The following is a 13,170-nucleotide window of genomic DNA, read 5'->3' as shown; positions in this document are numbered from 1 at the left end:
GCGCTGTTATTGCGATGGAGCTTAGATGAATATTGAAGACATGCTCGCCCCGGACGGAGTTGTGCCGAGGCTGAAGGCAGAGGATAAGAAGCAGGCGCTTCAGGCTCTGGCGACCAAAGCCGAGGCCACGACCGGCGCGCCGGCGCGCGAAATTTACGCGGCTCTGCTGCAACGCGAGCGGCTAAGCTCGACGAGCCTCGGCCGCGGCATCGCAATTCCCCACATCAAACTTCCTGTGATCAAGGCAATCACCTGCTTGTTCGCGCGGCTCGAGCGTCCCATCCCGTTCGAAAGCCACGACGGCGAGCCGGTTGACCTGCTGTTCTTCCTTCTCGCGCCTGAGCAGGCTGGCGGCGACCATCTGAAGGCGCTCGCTCGCATCTCGCGTCTGGTACGCGATCCCGCGACCCTTGAAGGCCTTCGCAATGCGAAGGATGTCAATGAGTTGCGGCTGGTTCTGACGAAGCCCCTCGCGTCGAACGCGGCTTGAACAGGCCTCCGGTACTTACCATCAGCGAAAAATAAAAAGCGCCCCGAAACCGGGGCGTTTTCATTTTGTGCATCAATGCAAAACCGCAAGTGCACCGAGCCCAACGCCACCGACGAGAAGCCGCCACCAGCCGAAGAACGACAGCCCCCGCCGAGCGATGAAGTCAAGTGCATAACGGACCACCACCACGCCCGCGATGAATGCCGCCACGAAGCCTAGGGCGATGAGGCCGACGTCGTCGGGCGTCAGAAGCGACCAGTTCTTATAGAGATCATAGGCGAACGCCCCGGCCATCGTTGGCATCGCAAGAAAGAACGAGAATTCCGCTGCAGTGCGCTTGTCTGTCCCGAAAAACATTGCTCCGACGATGGACGATCCGGAACGAGAAACGCCCGGGATCATCGCAAGACACTGGCAGAACCCGATGCCCAGCGCGTTAAGCACCGGAATATCCATCACGTCATGGTAGCGCGGCTTGAGCGGTATCCGATCGATGAACAGAAGAACGATGCCGCCGAGCACCAGTGCAATGCAGATGATCAACGGCGACTCGAAAAGATAATTCTTGATGATGCTGTGAGCTGCGGCACCGATCACCGCCGCCGGTAGAAATGCGATCAGCACCGCAAGCACGAAACGCCGCGATCTGGCGTCGCTCGGGAGCGCACAGGCAAGGTGCCAGAGGCGGCCCGAATAAACAGTGAGAAGAGCCAGGATCGCGCCGAGCTGAATGAGAACCTCGAACGTCCGCCCTGTCGATTTGACGCCGAGAAGCTCCTCTGTCAGCAAGAGGTGTGCCGTCGAGGATACGGGCAGATACTCGGTCAATCCTTCAATCAACCCGAGAAATATGGCTTCCCACGAATGCATGAATTCTGCTCCCCCTCAGGCGCAACAGCGCGCGAGCGTTAGCAGAATTCGCCTCCCCACCATAGCTCCGGTTTTGGCGCAGATGCCTTCGAATCGGCCTAGGCCGAAGGTATAGTTGCCGCGTTGCAATCGAAGAGGCCCGATGCCCACACGCTTGACACAATACCGGCTCTGCCCCCGTTCCCGCTCGATCCGCCTCGCGCTCGCCGAATACGGTATCGAGGTGGCGCTGCTCGACGAAAACCCATGGGAATGGCGGAAAGGCTTTCTGGCGAAGAACCCCGCCGGCGAAATGCCCGTCCTCGAATACGACAACGGCCTGACGCTCTGCGGCGCCTACTCCATCTCCGAGTTCATCGCCGATGAGCCGCTGCCGAACGCGACGGTTATGGCGCAGAGGCCACCGCCGCTATTCCCGGGCAATCGCGAAGACCGCGCTGAAGTCCGACGCCTGATCGACTGGTATCATGGCAAATTCGACCGTGAAGTCACGCGCGAGCTTCTAAATGAGAAGATTTACCAGACGATGCGGCCGTCGGGCAGCTCGGCTCCTGACCCCTCTATTCTGCGGGCGGTGCGCGCCAATCTTCGTTACCATCTCGCCTACACCGGCTATCTGGCCGACGCACGGCGCTGGCTGGCGGGCGACGATTTGAGCTTTGCCGATTTTGCGGCGGCAGCGCATATCTCAACCGTGGACTACCTGGGCGAGATGCCCTGGCATGAGTACCCCGCGGTCAAGGCTTGGTATCAAAAGATCAAGTCGCGGCCATCGTTCCGCGCGCTTCTTGCCGATCGCGTCCCGGGGTCCTCGCCGCCGCTCGCCTACTCCGACCTGGATTTTTGACCCTGGCGCCGTTGACCGTGCTCGATACCGTTACCGCGACTGCCGATCTCAATGCCTTGCTCCGCGACGAGGCCCGCAAGCTCGGACTCGACGCTATCGGGTTCGCGCGCCTTGGTTCGTCCGGTGAGCTTGCCGAACGGCTCGATTATTTTCTGAAGCACGGCCGCCACGGCGACATGGATTGGATGGAAGAGAACGCAGACCGGCGCGGCGATCCCAATCGGCTCTGGCCTGAGGCGAAAAGCGCGATCATGGTCGGCCAATCCTATGCACCGCCATCGAACCCGCTCGACGCCCTCGCCGAGCGCGACCGCGGGATCGTCTCCGTCTATGCGAAGGGCCGCGACTACCACGACGTCGTCAAAAAGAAGATCAAGGCGCTGGCGCGCACCTTTGCCGCGAAATCAGGCGCCGACGTCAAAGTCTTTGTCGATACGGCGCCGTTGATGGAAAAGCCGCTCGCGATGAAGGCAGGCCTGGGCTGGCAGGGCAAACACACCGTTCTCGTCTCGCGCGAGCACGGCGACTGGCTGTTCCTCGGAGCCATCCTGACGACGGCAGACCTCGATCCCGACGCCGAAGAAGTCGACCACTGCGGGTCCTGCAGTCGCTGTCTCGACATCTGCCCCACGAAGGCTTTTCCAGCGCCCTATCAGCTCGACGCGCGTCGCTGCCTCGCCTACCTGTCGGTCGAGCACAAAGGCCATATCCCACCGGAGTTTCGCGTCCCGATGGGCAATCGCGTGTTCGGCTGCGACGACTGCCTCGCGGTCTGCCCCTGGAACAAGTTCGCAGCCGCCGCGACCGAGATGCGCTTCGCCGCGCAACCGGCAACCGACAATCCGCCGCTTGCGGAGCTGTTAGCGCTCGACGATGCGGAATTCCGCGTGCGCTTCGCCGGGACTCCGGTGAAGCGGACCGGGCGCAATCGCATCGTCCGCAATGCACTCATTGCGGCGGGCAACTCAGGCGACAAATCTCTATTGCGATTGATCACGCCTTTACTTGAAGATGCGTCTCCGCTCGTTCGGGCCATGGCCATCTGGTCGGCGAGGCGTCTGACGAGCGACACCGAGCTTGCGCCGCTCAAATCCCGTTACGAACCGGGCGAGACCGATCCCGAAGTCGCGCGCGAGTGGGCCATGCCCGTCGAAGGACATTCCATATGAACCGTCTTTTTTGCTTCGGCCTCGGCTACTGCGCGGGCGTGCTGTCACGTCGGCTGACGGCGCAAGGGTGGAGCATTTCCGGAACCGCAACGACCGCGGACAAGGCAGAAACCCTGAAGCGAGACGGATACGAAGCTTTCGTGTTCGACGGGTGCGAACGCGATCCGGCCGTCACCGAAGCGCTCAGCAGATCGACACACATACTACTTTCCATTCCTCCCGACGCCGACGGCGATCCGGCACTCCGAGTCTACGGGCCGGACATCGCAGCGAGCCCATCGATCTCCTGGATCGGATATTTTTCCTCCGTCAGCGTGTACGGCGATTCAAAAGGCAAGTGGGTGGACGAGAAAACGCCCCCGGAACCAGTTACAGAGCGCGGCAAGCGCCGCCTCGACGCCGAAAATGCATGGAGCAAATTCGGCCGGGCAAACGGCAAGACAATCGTCATACTTCGGCTTCCCGGTATCTACGGCCCGGGCCGCAGCGCCATCGACCAGCTTCGCGCAGGCAAAGCCCGCCGAATATTCAAACCGGGCCAGGTGACCAACCGCGTCCACGTCGACGACATCGCAACTGCCACTGAAGCAGCCCTTGAGCTTCCGTCAGGCGTCCAGGTGTTCAATGTTACCGATGATCTTCCGGCACCGCCCCAGGATGTCATTGCCTACGGTGCGGAGCTTTTGGGCGTCCCCTGCCCCCCGGCGACCGATCCGGCTGACGCGAGCCTTTCGCCGATGGCGCGCAGTTTCTACGCCGAGAGCAAGAAGGTTTCGAACGTCCGGATGAAAGACGAGCTCGGCGTTAAGCTCGCATATCCCACCTACGTCGAGGGCCTGAAAGCCATCGCCGGTTTGTAACACCTATTTTTTTGCTGCCGCCACACGTTCTCCGCCATTCCGCCGGAATGCCGCGCAGATATGCTCTTGCGGACGCCACGCACGCTCCGAGCATCGACGTTTCCGATTATGCAGGCGATTTTCATGCGGCACACAGTTTTCACAAGCGCCGTGCTGACCTTGCTGGCAGCGTCCCCTGCGTGCTTGGCCGATCCGATCGATCCGGCCCAGGCGATTGCCCAGAAATTTTATGAAGCCGACCAGCTGGCGCCCACTCAGCCGTTACAAATGCCCAAACCACCACGAGTGGCCAAGCCCGATCCCGACGGCCCCGGTCTCGACTACGAGATGGACATGCTGCGCCGTGCCCGCGCCGAGGAAGCGGAACGCCAGAAGGACATTACGGCGACGGCGCCGATAACGGTCGCGCAGCCTGCCCCGGCTGCCGCACCACAACCCGTTGCCGAACCGATACCAACGGCATTGCCCGAACCCATTGCCCGCGCAATAGAACCGCCGGCCAGCGCACCGATGCCGATCGCACAACCGCTTAAGACAGCCGTCGCACAGGCGACAGAGCCAGACAGGGCCGTCCCCGCTTCCGGCACGCGCGCTACGATCCTGCTGGTCCTCGATCCGGACGACACCGACCAAGCCCACGTCAAACCCGATCCGATCATCTGCTTCGATCAACAGTGCTGGATATCGAACGGACTTGATTCTCCGGCTAAGCCAATGCCTCGCTCTGAGGCCGTCGCGCTCAAGACGACGGAGACCACGACCGGTGATTCCTGCAGCGGCAAATCCGGATGCGCGTTCCGCAACGTTGCCTTTCATCCCGACAGCCAGATTCAAGTCGTCGAGGTCGGAGAAAGCCGCGGCGTGGCCGACGGGGCTTATACCGTCGCAGCCGACGCGACATGCCGGAAACTGGATGGCGATCTGATGTGCGACAATGCACTCGTGACCCACGCTTTCCGCATGTGGGTCGTACCGGAAACGACGGCGCAACAAGTCGGACCGTCGACTCTCGAGGATGCCGTCGCCAACGGCCTGCAAGACAATGAGGACGACAACGCTGCGGACGGCAAGTAGACAGCCGTTTAACTGTTACACGAGCTTGCCGATCTCGTCGAAAAGCAATGCCAGATCCTGCGGCCGCGATAGGCGATGTTCGCCGTCCGAGATCTCGATGAGCTTCACCCACTTCCCGGTCAAAAATTCGGTAAGCTCACGCGTGTGCGCGGCGGGAACATCCGGATCTTGAAGGCCCTGCAAGATCACGACCGGCCGTCCCGGATTGAATGGCTCGCGAGCCAGAAGATGTTTGCGTCCGTCCTCGATCAGGCTGCGCGTAATCGGATAAGGCGAACCGTAGGCGGAGGGTTGCTCGTAAACCCCGCGTTCGAGAATGGCGCGGCGCGCATCATCACCGAAGCGTTTCCACATCAGCTCTTCTGTCATGTCCCACGCCGGTGCAATGAGAACGAGCCCTTTGACGCGCTGAGCTTCGGACGGTTGCTCGCACATAAGCTTGCGCAGAAGCAAGAGCGCGATATGCCCACCCATGCTCGAGCCAATGATGACTTGCGGACCCACCGTGACACGCGTGAACACGGCGTACGCTTCTTCAAGCCAGCGTCCGATTGTCCCGTCCGTGAAAGGGCCGTCCGAGACACCGTGGCCCGAATAATCGAAGCGCGTTGAAGCAAGTCCGCGCTCCGCGGCCCACGCGGCAACGGCGGCCGCCTTGGTCGAAGCCATGTCCGACATGAATCCCGACAGCCAGAAAAGCCCAGTGTCGTTCGCCGTTCGGGACGCCGCCGTGCGATAGGCGATGCTACGCTTTCCCTCACCCTCTCCAACGATCAGCGTTTGCGGTTCATCGCTTGGCACCTTAAACAACCTCGTCTTTTCTTTTGGAGCCATCCATGGGCTTGAAGCGCCCTACCATATTGCAGATCATTCCGGAACTCGACACGGGCGGCGCCGAGCTTTCCGCGATAGAGATTGCGTCGGCGGTCGTTCGTGCAGGGGGGCGCGCCATTGTGTTGAGCGAAGGCGGCCGCATGGCAGACCGTCTCGCTGCCGTCGGCGGTGAGTTCATCGCATTTCCCGCGGCGACGAAAAGCCCGTTGAAGCTGCTCGCCAATGCTGCCGCGATAGAACGGATTGCGCGCAAAGAGAACGTCGATCTCATTCACGCGCGTAGCCGCGCGCCAGCCTGGAGTGCGCTGATCGCAGCACGCCGGGCGAAACTGCCGTTCGTCACGACATATCACGGCATCTATAACGAGAGAGGTCGCGCCAAGCGACTCTATAACAGCGTGATGGCCCGCGGCGATATCGTGATCGCCAATTCCCGCTATACCGCCGACATCGTCAAGAAGCGTTACGCAACGCCCGAAGGTCGCATTCGCGTCATTTATCGCGGCGTCGATCTCGAAGCTTTCGATCCGGCAATCGTATCGCCGGAGCGCATCGAAAAACTGCGCGACAGATGGAACGTAAAGAATCATCAGCGCATCGTGCTGCACGCCGCGCGCCTGACAAAATGGAAAGGCCAGGGTGACGTCATCGCGGCAGCGGCGCGGATTCGCGATAAGGTCCATGATTGCGTTTTCATTCTCGCCGGCGACGCCCAGGGCCGCGACGACTATCGCGACACGTTGTCGAAGCAAATCGCGAGCGCGGGGCTTGAAGATATTGTGCGCCTTGTCGGACACGTCGACGATATGCCCGCCGCATTTGCGGCAGCCCATACCGCGATCGTTGCATCGATTGAACCGGAAGCCTTCGGCCGTGCCGCTGCGGAAGCACAAGCAATGGCATGCCCCGTCATTTCGACGAACATTGGAGCACCACCCGAAACGGTGCTCGCCCCGCCCCGCGTCGCCGCGAAGGATCGGACGGGCTGGCTCGTTCCCCCGGGCGACATCGCCGCCTACGAAACCGTGCTTCTCGAAGCCTTGTCGCTCGATGATCTTGCGCGGGCCGAGATAGGCGCTCACGCCCGCAAACACGTCACGGAAAAGTTCTCAACGTCCGAAATGCAGCGCCAGACGCTCGCGGTTTACGACAAATTGCTGGGAACTTCGATGCAACCGGTTTTCACAGTTGCAATAAAGAAACAATAGCCGCCACGATTCTCCAAGCCTTTCCAACGCCAACGAATTCAGCGCCTCAGGAATGCAAGCAACAAGACGCGTGAAACTGCGCGTATTCCATCAAATTGCCTACAAGCTGGTTTGCAAATTTCGTATGGTGCCCTGACCGGCACAATCTTGGGACCTTCGGGGGAGACCGATATCATGGCAATGCCTGCAACGGATTATGCAGTTCGGGAACGCCCTGCGACGAACGCGAACGCCGAGCGGATCTTCAACCACATGATGAAGAAGCTCGACAGCATCCCGCTCGAGACAGACCCATATTGCCACTACTATGGCGTAGGCTGGTTTCCAGACGACTTCTACGCGGACATGCTCGCGAACCTTCCTGATCCGAAGCTCTATGAGCCGCTGAACATGCGCCTCTACGTGCGCCCCGACGGTGAGAGCAGCCGCGATCAGTTACATCTCACCAAGGAAGCGATCGCCAAGCTGCCGCAGCGATCGCAGCAGGTTTGGCAGGACGTTGTCGACGTCGTGACCCGGCCCGAGTATCGCCGTGCAATCTTCAAAAAGCTCGCGCCCGATCTTGCGCTCCGCTTTGGCACGACGGAAGAGGCGATTATCGATAAGACGTGCGCCTATGAAGTTCGCCTGGTGCGCGACACCGAGGATTACAAGATCAAGCCTCACTGCGATGGCTTGAATAAGATCGTCACCACCCAGTTCTACCTGGCGCCCGATATGAGCCAGATGGATCTCGGCACGTCGATCTATCGCCGCCACAAGAAGCTGTTCGGCAGCACGTTCGAGGAGCTGAAGCGTTTCGAGTTCCGCCCGAACAGCGGGTACGGTTTCGCAGTTTCAGATTCTCGTGAAAAGCAGAGCTGGCACGGGCGCAAGATGCTGACGAACTTCAAGGGCGTGCGCAACACGCTGATGGTGCTGTTCCAGCAGACGTCGCCAAACAGCTACAATGGCTCGCCGCGAACCGACAAAGCTGAAAGCGAGTATTGAGATCTCGGCGGAACGACCGAAAGACAGCCCCTAGAGCCTAAGTGCTGACGCTCGCACCTTTGGCGGGCGTCACATGCGCAAACAGCTCCGGCTGCCTCTGGCGAAACACTTCCGCCAAAAGGTCGAGCCCGTTCTCGACGATGGGCGTGATCGAGCGAAGCTTGGACAAGACCACGTCCGGAGCAAGATCAGCGATCGGCATGGTACGAAGCCAGCCGTTGCCCTCAAGGAAGCTACGGTATTCGAGCTCGCTCTCATCCAGACTGAACTTGTTCGGCGTAATGGCAATCGTGGGCCGACGCAGCCAGACCGACTCGGAAACCATGGAGCTGCTGTCGGCCGTGCAGAGAATGGCCGACGAGTTCGCATAGAGATCGCGGAGCGTGCCGTTCCCCGCGACACGTACGTCGATGAACTTATGGATCGCGCTATGTTCCTCCTCGGCGAGCCGGACAAGCGCGTCGCTCAGTTTGTGCGGCGTGCGCCGCGAGTTTGAGACGTAGAACGTCGTGCCCGTCGCAGCATGCATATCGCGCATGAAGGTGACCAAACGCGCCAAGTCGAATTCCGAGAACTTGATCGTGGACGTGTTGCCACCGATCAGCACACCGATCACCGCCGGCGGTTGGCTCGGCGAAAGCCCAGGCAGCACCATCGAGTCGGGATCGATGGGGCTCGGCTTGATCGTCCTGACATGCCGCGGTCCGGTCGCGACCGCCGTGTGAGAGGTGAATACGAGGTTAAAGTCCGCGGCGTTGAAATGCTTGCCGGAGCCATAGAAGTAGTTCGGCGCGCCGAAGAGCCGCGAGAAGGCGACATTCGCCCCAAGGGTATCGCCGCCCGCCGATGCGACGAAGTCGGCATTCTTTACCGCGTCTGGTGAAAGCTCATATCCAAGACGCAGGATGGTATTGGGCCGAACGCCGCGGTTGCTCAGAAATGCCAGGAACCGCGTCGGAGTCCAGGTATGCTGGGAAATGTCCAGCCGCGTGACCTCGACCGGCCTGAGGCGCTCAATTGCCGCGACCAGCCCTTCCGCCAAGTGATAATTCCCGGGGCGGCCGTCAGAAATTAGCAGTCCCTTGAGAGGCTTCACCGAACGGCATTCCGATTGCATTCAGATATCCAGTGGTTGTGAACGGATACGACCGTCCGATTGTGACGTTTTGTGGTTTAGGCTCAATCCTCTTTTAACGGACGTTGTATTCGCCGGTTAAGACTTGACTTTATACTCCACGTTAAGAATCTTGCGCCGGGATGCTCGAGTCTGCGCGCACGCCAGGTCGGGCTGCGTCCAAATAGCGAAACAGCAAGAGGAGAATGCCCCATCCGTAGACCTATGCGACCCGAGCCCCAGAGCCGGGAAAACCAAGGGCCCCGCATCAACGATCAAATCCGGGCCCGGGAAGTCCGCCTCATCGACGAGAACGGCCAGAACGTCGGAGTCATCGCCAAATTCGATGCCCTTGCCCGTGCTGAGGATATCGGACTGGATCTCGTGGAGATCTCGCCGGACGCTGAGCCGCCGGTATGCAAGATTCTCGATTTCGGCAAATACAAATTCCAGGAACAGAAGAAAGCCGCCGAAGCGCGCAAGAACCAGAAAATCGTCGAGTTGAAAGAGATCAAGATGCGACCCGGCATCGACGATCACGACTACGACGTAAAGCTGCGCGCCATCAAACGCTTCTTCGAAGACGGCGACAAGGTGAAGATCACACTTCGCTTCCGCGGCCGCGAGATGGCCCATTCGCAACTCGGCATGGCCGTTCTCCAGCGCGTGAAAGGCGATACCGATGCAATCGCCAAGGTCGAAAGCGAGCCCCGTTTCGAAGGCAGGCAGATGGTCATGGTGCTCGCACCGAAATGATCCCTCGCAGCGGGTGAAACGCCTCTCGCCCTATTCCTCGGCCCACTGACCAATTTGACGAATGTAATTCAGAGCCTTGCTCGGCCAAGAGCAGGGCTCTAATTTTGTCCGGCGTGCGGTGGGAGTAGAAGGTCATGAGCGAAGACAGCCTTTTTGATTTTTCGATATTGGATCAAATCGGCGCACCGTACCGGTTCTTCGATGCGGGAGAGAAGATCTTCCTCGAGGACGATGCTGCCGATACCATGTATATGGTCCGATCAGGCCGCGTTGACGTCATCACGTATGGGACGGTGCTCGAAAATGTGCGCGCCGGCGGCATTTTCGGAGAGATGGCCTTGATCGACGACGGGCGCCGCAGCGCCGCTGCGATGGCAGCCGAGCCGACCGAGGTCGTTGCGATCGACAAGCGGGCGTTCCTTACCATCATCCGTAGCGATCCGCAGTTCGCGTTACGAGTGATGAGCCTGCTTGCGAACAGGCTTCGGCGGATGAATAAAGAGCACTGAGGAGCGAGCCGCAATCAGGATGCCGCTCGCTCAATTCGCTTCGGCTTTTAATCTAGCAGCCGTGCCGGACCATGCAGCGACGGAAACGCCACCCGCCCCAACCCCAGCGGTTTGCGCAAATGTTGCGCCATCTGACGCAATGTCCGCGACGCCAATACGGACGCCGCCAATAATAACCGACGGGCTGCGCGATGGACTGCGTGATCTGAGACTGGTGGATAGGTGAAATTGGCGCTGCCTGGGACGGACCGCCGACGGCGACGGATAGGCCGATTGCAACAACGGACGCGGCAAGAAGCGGTGCGATACGCATAGAGCAACTCCGTTTTTTGAGGACGCGCGAACACTTGCGCGCAAGGAATTTCGCAATCGATGGCTGAACGGACCGTGAATACCGACCTTAACAATCAGCGATGTCCAGACTAATCGAGGTCGATCAGCCCGAACGCGGCAAGCGTAACGAACGTTGCGATCATGAGAACGCCGACGACAATCACAAGCGCTGGATAGAACGCCGCAAAAACGACTCCCGCGCGCCAGCCGCTGGCAGAACGCATGCTAATCGCGACGGTCGGCAGCGCCGCCACGAATAAAATCATCACGACAAATGGATCGATTTTCATGGGGGTCCGCTCCGAAGCGCCCAGATACCCGATGACGTCTAATTCTCGCTTCGAGCACGATTGAGCGCCAGGCATCGGCGCCCAAGGAGACGCAACAGGCAGCAAATGCATTTTGCCGGTGAGTTCCGAACCTGCATCGCTCGGGTCGCCTGGGCGATATGGCGCAGGTGCGAATTCGCGAAGCAGCATTAGGACGGCCGATGCGTCTAACAGCGATCTAACCACCCCGAAACCTGGGATTGAGATCAACGAGGGGCTGCCGCATGCATTCGAAAGTCGGGCATCTATCGCGCTACACAGGCGCCAACGTGATATCGGCGATCGTCGACTACACGCTTCTCCTGATGCTGACGCACGTCTTCGGAATGCCTGTCTTGCAAAGCGCCATCGCATATTCCGCGGCCGTTGTCGTCAACTACGGCCTGATGAAGAAATGCGTCTTCGTTGGAGATATGTCGCACAAGAGCGAGCACCGCCTGTTCATGGAATTCGTCGGCACCGGCTTCATCGGTCTGGTGCTCACCGCGACCGTCGTCTGGCTGACTGTGCACGTAATGAAACTGCCTGCCGTCGAGGGCAAGACCGTCGCGATGGTCCTCTGCTTCGTGGTGCTTTATTTCGTGCGCCGTCACGTCGTGTTCAACGCGAACCCGGCGGACTCGTCCGCCGCTTGAACCGACGGCCGCGCATGCGTGGCTTTAGAAGTTGACGTGCTGGACCACGTAGCTGCCGGCAGCCGCAATCAGACCCGCGATCAGAACGTAAGGCAGGATCGAAACAAGCACCATCAACAGATCGACAAAGGCTTTGAAGATCTGCTCCGCCGCTCGCCAGAGTTGAAAGAAGCCCCTGTAGAGCACGTAGATGATTGCGATCACGACAACCGCGAGGATCGCGATCTTCCAAACCGGCAGCGCCTGCCAGTTCGATTGAAAGATTGCGAACATCTGGCCGAAGGACCATTGCCAGACGAGTTCGACGAATTTGAAAATCGCCGTGATTCCCTGCTGCAGCAGATTGACGATCTGATCGATGATTTGCCTCACGGCCCCACCTCCCTCGCCCCACCGGATGCCTTGCCAGCACCCGCTTCCCAACGCGTAAGCTTTGTACTTCGTTCAAGCCTAACCGACGCTATTTTCGTTCCAGTCGAGGCGATTTCCGTCCGGATGTTGCGAAAATCGCAACGCTGATGCGGCGTGATGCGATTTTGGCAACGTTGATGCTGCGCATGAGCATCGATGTTGCGATTTTCGCAACATTTCCGTATAAAGCCGCTCAGAGCCGCCCGGCGAGGCATGCCGTGGCGGTTCTTATGCTTTTGAAAAACAAGCGGAAACTGCAAAAAGCACCCTTCGCAGGACCGGCAGCTTCGCAGCTGCCGAGAGTGGGTCTAGCTGCAAAGCTCGAACACTTCGGCTCGCAAGAGCCGTGGGCGCGGACGCGCCCCGCCGCTGAGCGGCGCCCCCGCGGAGGGCTAGGATGGGAAGCGCGTCAGCGCAAGCATCCGATGCGGCCCGCGAGCGAACTAAAGGACCAAAGCAAAATGCCTAAGATGAAGACCAAGAGCGGCGCCAAAAAGCGCTTCAAGATGACCGGCACCGGCAAGGTTGTAGCCGCCCAGGCCGGCAAGCGTCACGGCATGATCAAGCGCACGGCGAAATTCATTCAGAAGGCGCGCGGCACGGGTGTGCTGAACGATTCTGATGCCAAAATCGTCAAGAAATACATGCCCTACAATCGATGAGTTTGCCCGCCGCGTGCGGCCGGCTCGCGGAACGCGAGTCGCACGCGGCTAACAAAGACTCATCACACGACGAACTCTT

At 59.9% G+C, this 13,170-nt stretch carries 16 protein-coding genes; 11 read left to right on the top strand and 5 right to left on the bottom strand.

Translation table 11 applies throughout. From position 1 onward, the window contains the following. Nucleotides 1–25: 25 nt before the first annotated feature. The gene (locus tag HYPDE_RS01835; protein WP_015596625.1) at nucleotides 26–490 is read left to right on the top strand and encodes a PTS sugar transporter subunit IIA; all 465 of its coding nucleotides are present in this window, start codon (nucleotides 26–28) and stop codon (nucleotides 488–490) included. 72 nt (nucleotides 491–562) lie between these two features. On the opposite strand, the gene HYPDE_RS01830 is transcribed toward HYPDE_RS01835, so the two are convergent. Then, nucleotides 563–1,360: an undecaprenyl-diphosphate phosphatase gene (locus HYPDE_RS01830; RefSeq protein ID WP_015596624.1), complete on the bottom strand. Its 798-nt coding sequence runs from the start codon at nucleotides 1,358–1,360 to the stop codon at nucleotides 563–565. Nucleotides 1,361–1,502: 142 nt separating this feature from the next. On the opposite strand from HYPDE_RS01830, the gene HYPDE_RS01825 reads away from it, so the two are divergent. The 4 genes from HYPDE_RS01825 (at nucleotide 1,503) to HYPDE_RS01810 (ending at nucleotide 5,310) form a co-directional block, all read left to right on the top strand. Beyond that, nucleotides 1,503–2,207 (top strand): glutathione S-transferase family protein, encoded by a 705-nt coding sequence (locus HYPDE_RS01825; RefSeq protein WP_015596623.1) that lies wholly within the window; start codon nucleotides 1,503–1,505, stop codon nucleotides 2,205–2,207. Further along, the gene (gene queG / locus HYPDE_RS01820; protein ID WP_015596622.1) at nucleotides 2,204–3,376 is read left to right on the top strand and encodes a tRNA epoxyqueuosine(34) reductase QueG; all 1,173 of its coding nucleotides are present in this window, start codon (nucleotides 2,204–2,206) and stop codon (nucleotides 3,374–3,376) included. Before HYPDE_RS01825 ends, queG begins: the two co-directional genes overlap by 4 nt. Then, nucleotides 3,373–4,236 (top strand): SDR family oxidoreductase, encoded by an 864-nt coding sequence (locus HYPDE_RS01815; RefSeq protein ID WP_015596621.1) that lies wholly within the window; start codon nucleotides 3,373–3,375, stop codon nucleotides 4,234–4,236. The genes queG and HYPDE_RS01815 overlap by 4 nt, the downstream gene beginning before the upstream one ends. 123 nt (nucleotides 4,237–4,359) lie before the next feature. After that, entirely contained in the window at nucleotides 4,360–5,310 is a 951-nt protein-coding gene (locus HYPDE_RS01810) for a hypothetical protein (protein ID WP_144061148.1), read from the top strand. Nucleotides 5,311–5,325: 15 nt separating this feature from the next. On the opposite strand, the gene HYPDE_RS01805 is transcribed toward HYPDE_RS01810, so the two are convergent. Next, complete coding sequence (locus HYPDE_RS01805; protein ID WP_015596619.1) at nucleotides 5,326–6,144, bottom strand: alpha/beta hydrolase; 819 nt, start codon at nucleotides 6,142–6,144, stop codon at nucleotides 5,326–5,328. Nucleotides 6,145–6,146: 2 nt separating this feature from the next. On the opposite strand from HYPDE_RS01805, the gene HYPDE_RS01800 reads away from it, so the two are divergent. Both HYPDE_RS01800 and HYPDE_RS01795 read left to right on the top strand, forming a co-directional pair. Beyond that, nucleotides 6,147–7,352, top strand: coding sequence for a glycosyltransferase family 4 protein (locus HYPDE_RS01800; RefSeq protein WP_015596618.1), 1,206 nt, complete (start codon nucleotides 6,147–6,149; stop codon nucleotides 7,350–7,352). Between the two features lie 174 nt (nucleotides 7,353–7,526). Continuing rightward, on the top strand, nucleotides 7,527–8,342 hold the full coding sequence (locus HYPDE_RS01795) for a hypothetical protein (protein ID WP_015596617.1): 816 nt from the start codon (nucleotides 7,527–7,529) through the stop codon (nucleotides 8,340–8,342). A gap of 37 nt (nucleotides 8,343–8,379) precedes the next feature. On the opposite strand, the gene HYPDE_RS01790 is transcribed toward HYPDE_RS01795, so the two are convergent. Next, nucleotides 8,380–9,459, bottom strand: coding sequence for an ELM1/GtrOC1 family putative glycosyltransferase (locus HYPDE_RS01790; protein ID WP_015596616.1), 1,080 nt, complete (start codon nucleotides 9,457–9,459; stop codon nucleotides 8,380–8,382). Nucleotides 9,460–9,681: 222 nt separating this feature from the next. Between HYPDE_RS01790 and infC the strand changes: the two genes are divergently transcribed. Both infC and HYPDE_RS01780 read left to right on the top strand, forming a co-directional pair. Further along, on the top strand, nucleotides 9,682–10,212 hold the full coding sequence (gene infC / locus HYPDE_RS01785; RefSeq protein WP_015596615.1) for a translation initiation factor IF-3: 531 nt from the start codon (nucleotides 9,682–9,684) through the stop codon (nucleotides 10,210–10,212). 134 nt (nucleotides 10,213–10,346) lie between these two features. Next, nucleotides 10,347–10,721: a cyclic nucleotide-binding domain-containing protein gene (locus HYPDE_RS01780; protein WP_015596614.1), complete on the top strand. Its 375-nt coding sequence runs from the start codon at nucleotides 10,347–10,349 to the stop codon at nucleotides 10,719–10,721. Nucleotides 10,722–11,143: 422 nt separating this feature from the next. On the opposite strand, the gene HYPDE_RS01775 is transcribed toward HYPDE_RS01780, so the two are convergent. Next, the gene (locus tag HYPDE_RS01775) at nucleotides 11,144–11,344 is read right to left on the bottom strand and encodes a hypothetical protein (RefSeq protein ID WP_041320735.1); all 201 of its coding nucleotides are present in this window, start codon (nucleotides 11,342–11,344) and stop codon (nucleotides 11,144–11,146) included. 263 nt (nucleotides 11,345–11,607) lie between these two features. Between HYPDE_RS01775 and HYPDE_RS01770 the strand changes: the two genes are divergently transcribed. Beyond that, a complete protein-coding gene (locus tag HYPDE_RS01770) occupies nucleotides 11,608–12,018 on the top strand; it encodes a GtrA family protein (RefSeq protein WP_015596611.1) in 411 nt (136 codons plus the stop codon). Between the two features lie 24 nt (nucleotides 12,019–12,042). On the opposite strand, the gene HYPDE_RS01765 is transcribed toward HYPDE_RS01770, so the two are convergent. Further along, the gene (locus HYPDE_RS01765) at nucleotides 12,043–12,390 is read right to left on the bottom strand and encodes a hypothetical protein (protein WP_041319785.1); all 348 of its coding nucleotides are present in this window, start codon (nucleotides 12,388–12,390) and stop codon (nucleotides 12,043–12,045) included. Nucleotides 12,391–12,890: 500 nt separating this feature from the next. On the opposite strand from HYPDE_RS01765, the gene rpmI reads away from it, so the two are divergent. Then, entirely contained in the window at nucleotides 12,891–13,091 is a 201-nt protein-coding gene (rpmI, locus tag HYPDE_RS01760) for a 50S ribosomal protein L35 (RefSeq protein WP_015596609.1), read from the top strand. The last annotated feature ends 79 nt before the right edge of the window (nucleotides 13,092–13,170 follow it).

This window comes from Hyphomicrobium denitrificans 1NES1 (assembly GCF_000230975.2).
Lineage (GTDB): Bacteria > Pseudomonadota > Alphaproteobacteria > Rhizobiales > Hyphomicrobiaceae > Hyphomicrobium_B > Hyphomicrobium_B denitrificans_A.
The sequence above is the reverse complement of the archived record's forward strand: the minus strand, read 5'-3'. Positions and strand labels throughout refer to the sequence as shown.

Coding starts and splice junctions, on each gene's coding strand:
- rpmI (WP_015596609.1), top strand. CDS start 12,891: ATGCCTAAGATGAAGACCAAGAGCGGCGCCAAAAAGCGCTTCAAGATG.
- HYPDE_RS01830 (WP_015596624.1), bottom strand. CDS start 1,360: ATGCATTCGTGGGAAGCCATATTTCTCGGGTTGATTGAAGGATTGACC.
- HYPDE_RS01790 (WP_015596616.1), bottom strand. CDS start 9,459: ATGCAATCGGAATGCCGTTCGGTGAAGCCTCTCAAGGGACTGCTAATT.
- HYPDE_RS01805 (WP_015596619.1), bottom strand. CDS start 6,144: ATGGCTCCAAAAGAAAAGACGAGGTTGTTTAAGGTGCCAAGCGATGAA.
- HYPDE_RS01835 (WP_015596625.1), top strand. CDS start 26: ATGAATATTGAAGACATGCTCGCCCCGGACGGAGTTGTGCCGAGGCTG.
- infC (WP_015596615.1), top strand. CDS start 9,682: ATGCGACCCGAGCCCCAGAGCCGGGAAAACCAAGGGCCCCGCATCAAC.
- HYPDE_RS01815 (WP_015596621.1), top strand. CDS start 3,373: ATGAACCGTCTTTTTTGCTTCGGCCTCGGCTACTGCGCGGGCGTGCTG.
- HYPDE_RS01775 (WP_041320735.1), bottom strand. CDS start 11,344: ATGAAAATCGATCCATTTGTCGTGATGATTTTATTCGTGGCGGCGCTG.
- HYPDE_RS01810 (WP_144061148.1), top strand. CDS start 4,360: ATGCGGCACACAGTTTTCACAAGCGCCGTGCTGACCTTGCTGGCAGCG.
- HYPDE_RS01780 (WP_015596614.1), top strand. CDS start 10,347: ATGAGCGAAGACAGCCTTTTTGATTTTTCGATATTGGATCAAATCGGC.
- HYPDE_RS01770 (WP_015596611.1), top strand. CDS start 11,608: ATGCATTCGAAAGTCGGGCATCTATCGCGCTACACAGGCGCCAACGTG.
- HYPDE_RS01825 (WP_015596623.1), top strand. CDS start 1,503: ATGCCCACACGCTTGACACAATACCGGCTCTGCCCCCGTTCCCGCTCG.
- HYPDE_RS01795 (WP_015596617.1), top strand. CDS start 7,527: ATGGCAATGCCTGCAACGGATTATGCAGTTCGGGAACGCCCTGCGACG.
- HYPDE_RS01800 (WP_015596618.1), top strand. CDS start 6,147: ATGGGCTTGAAGCGCCCTACCATATTGCAGATCATTCCGGAACTCGAC.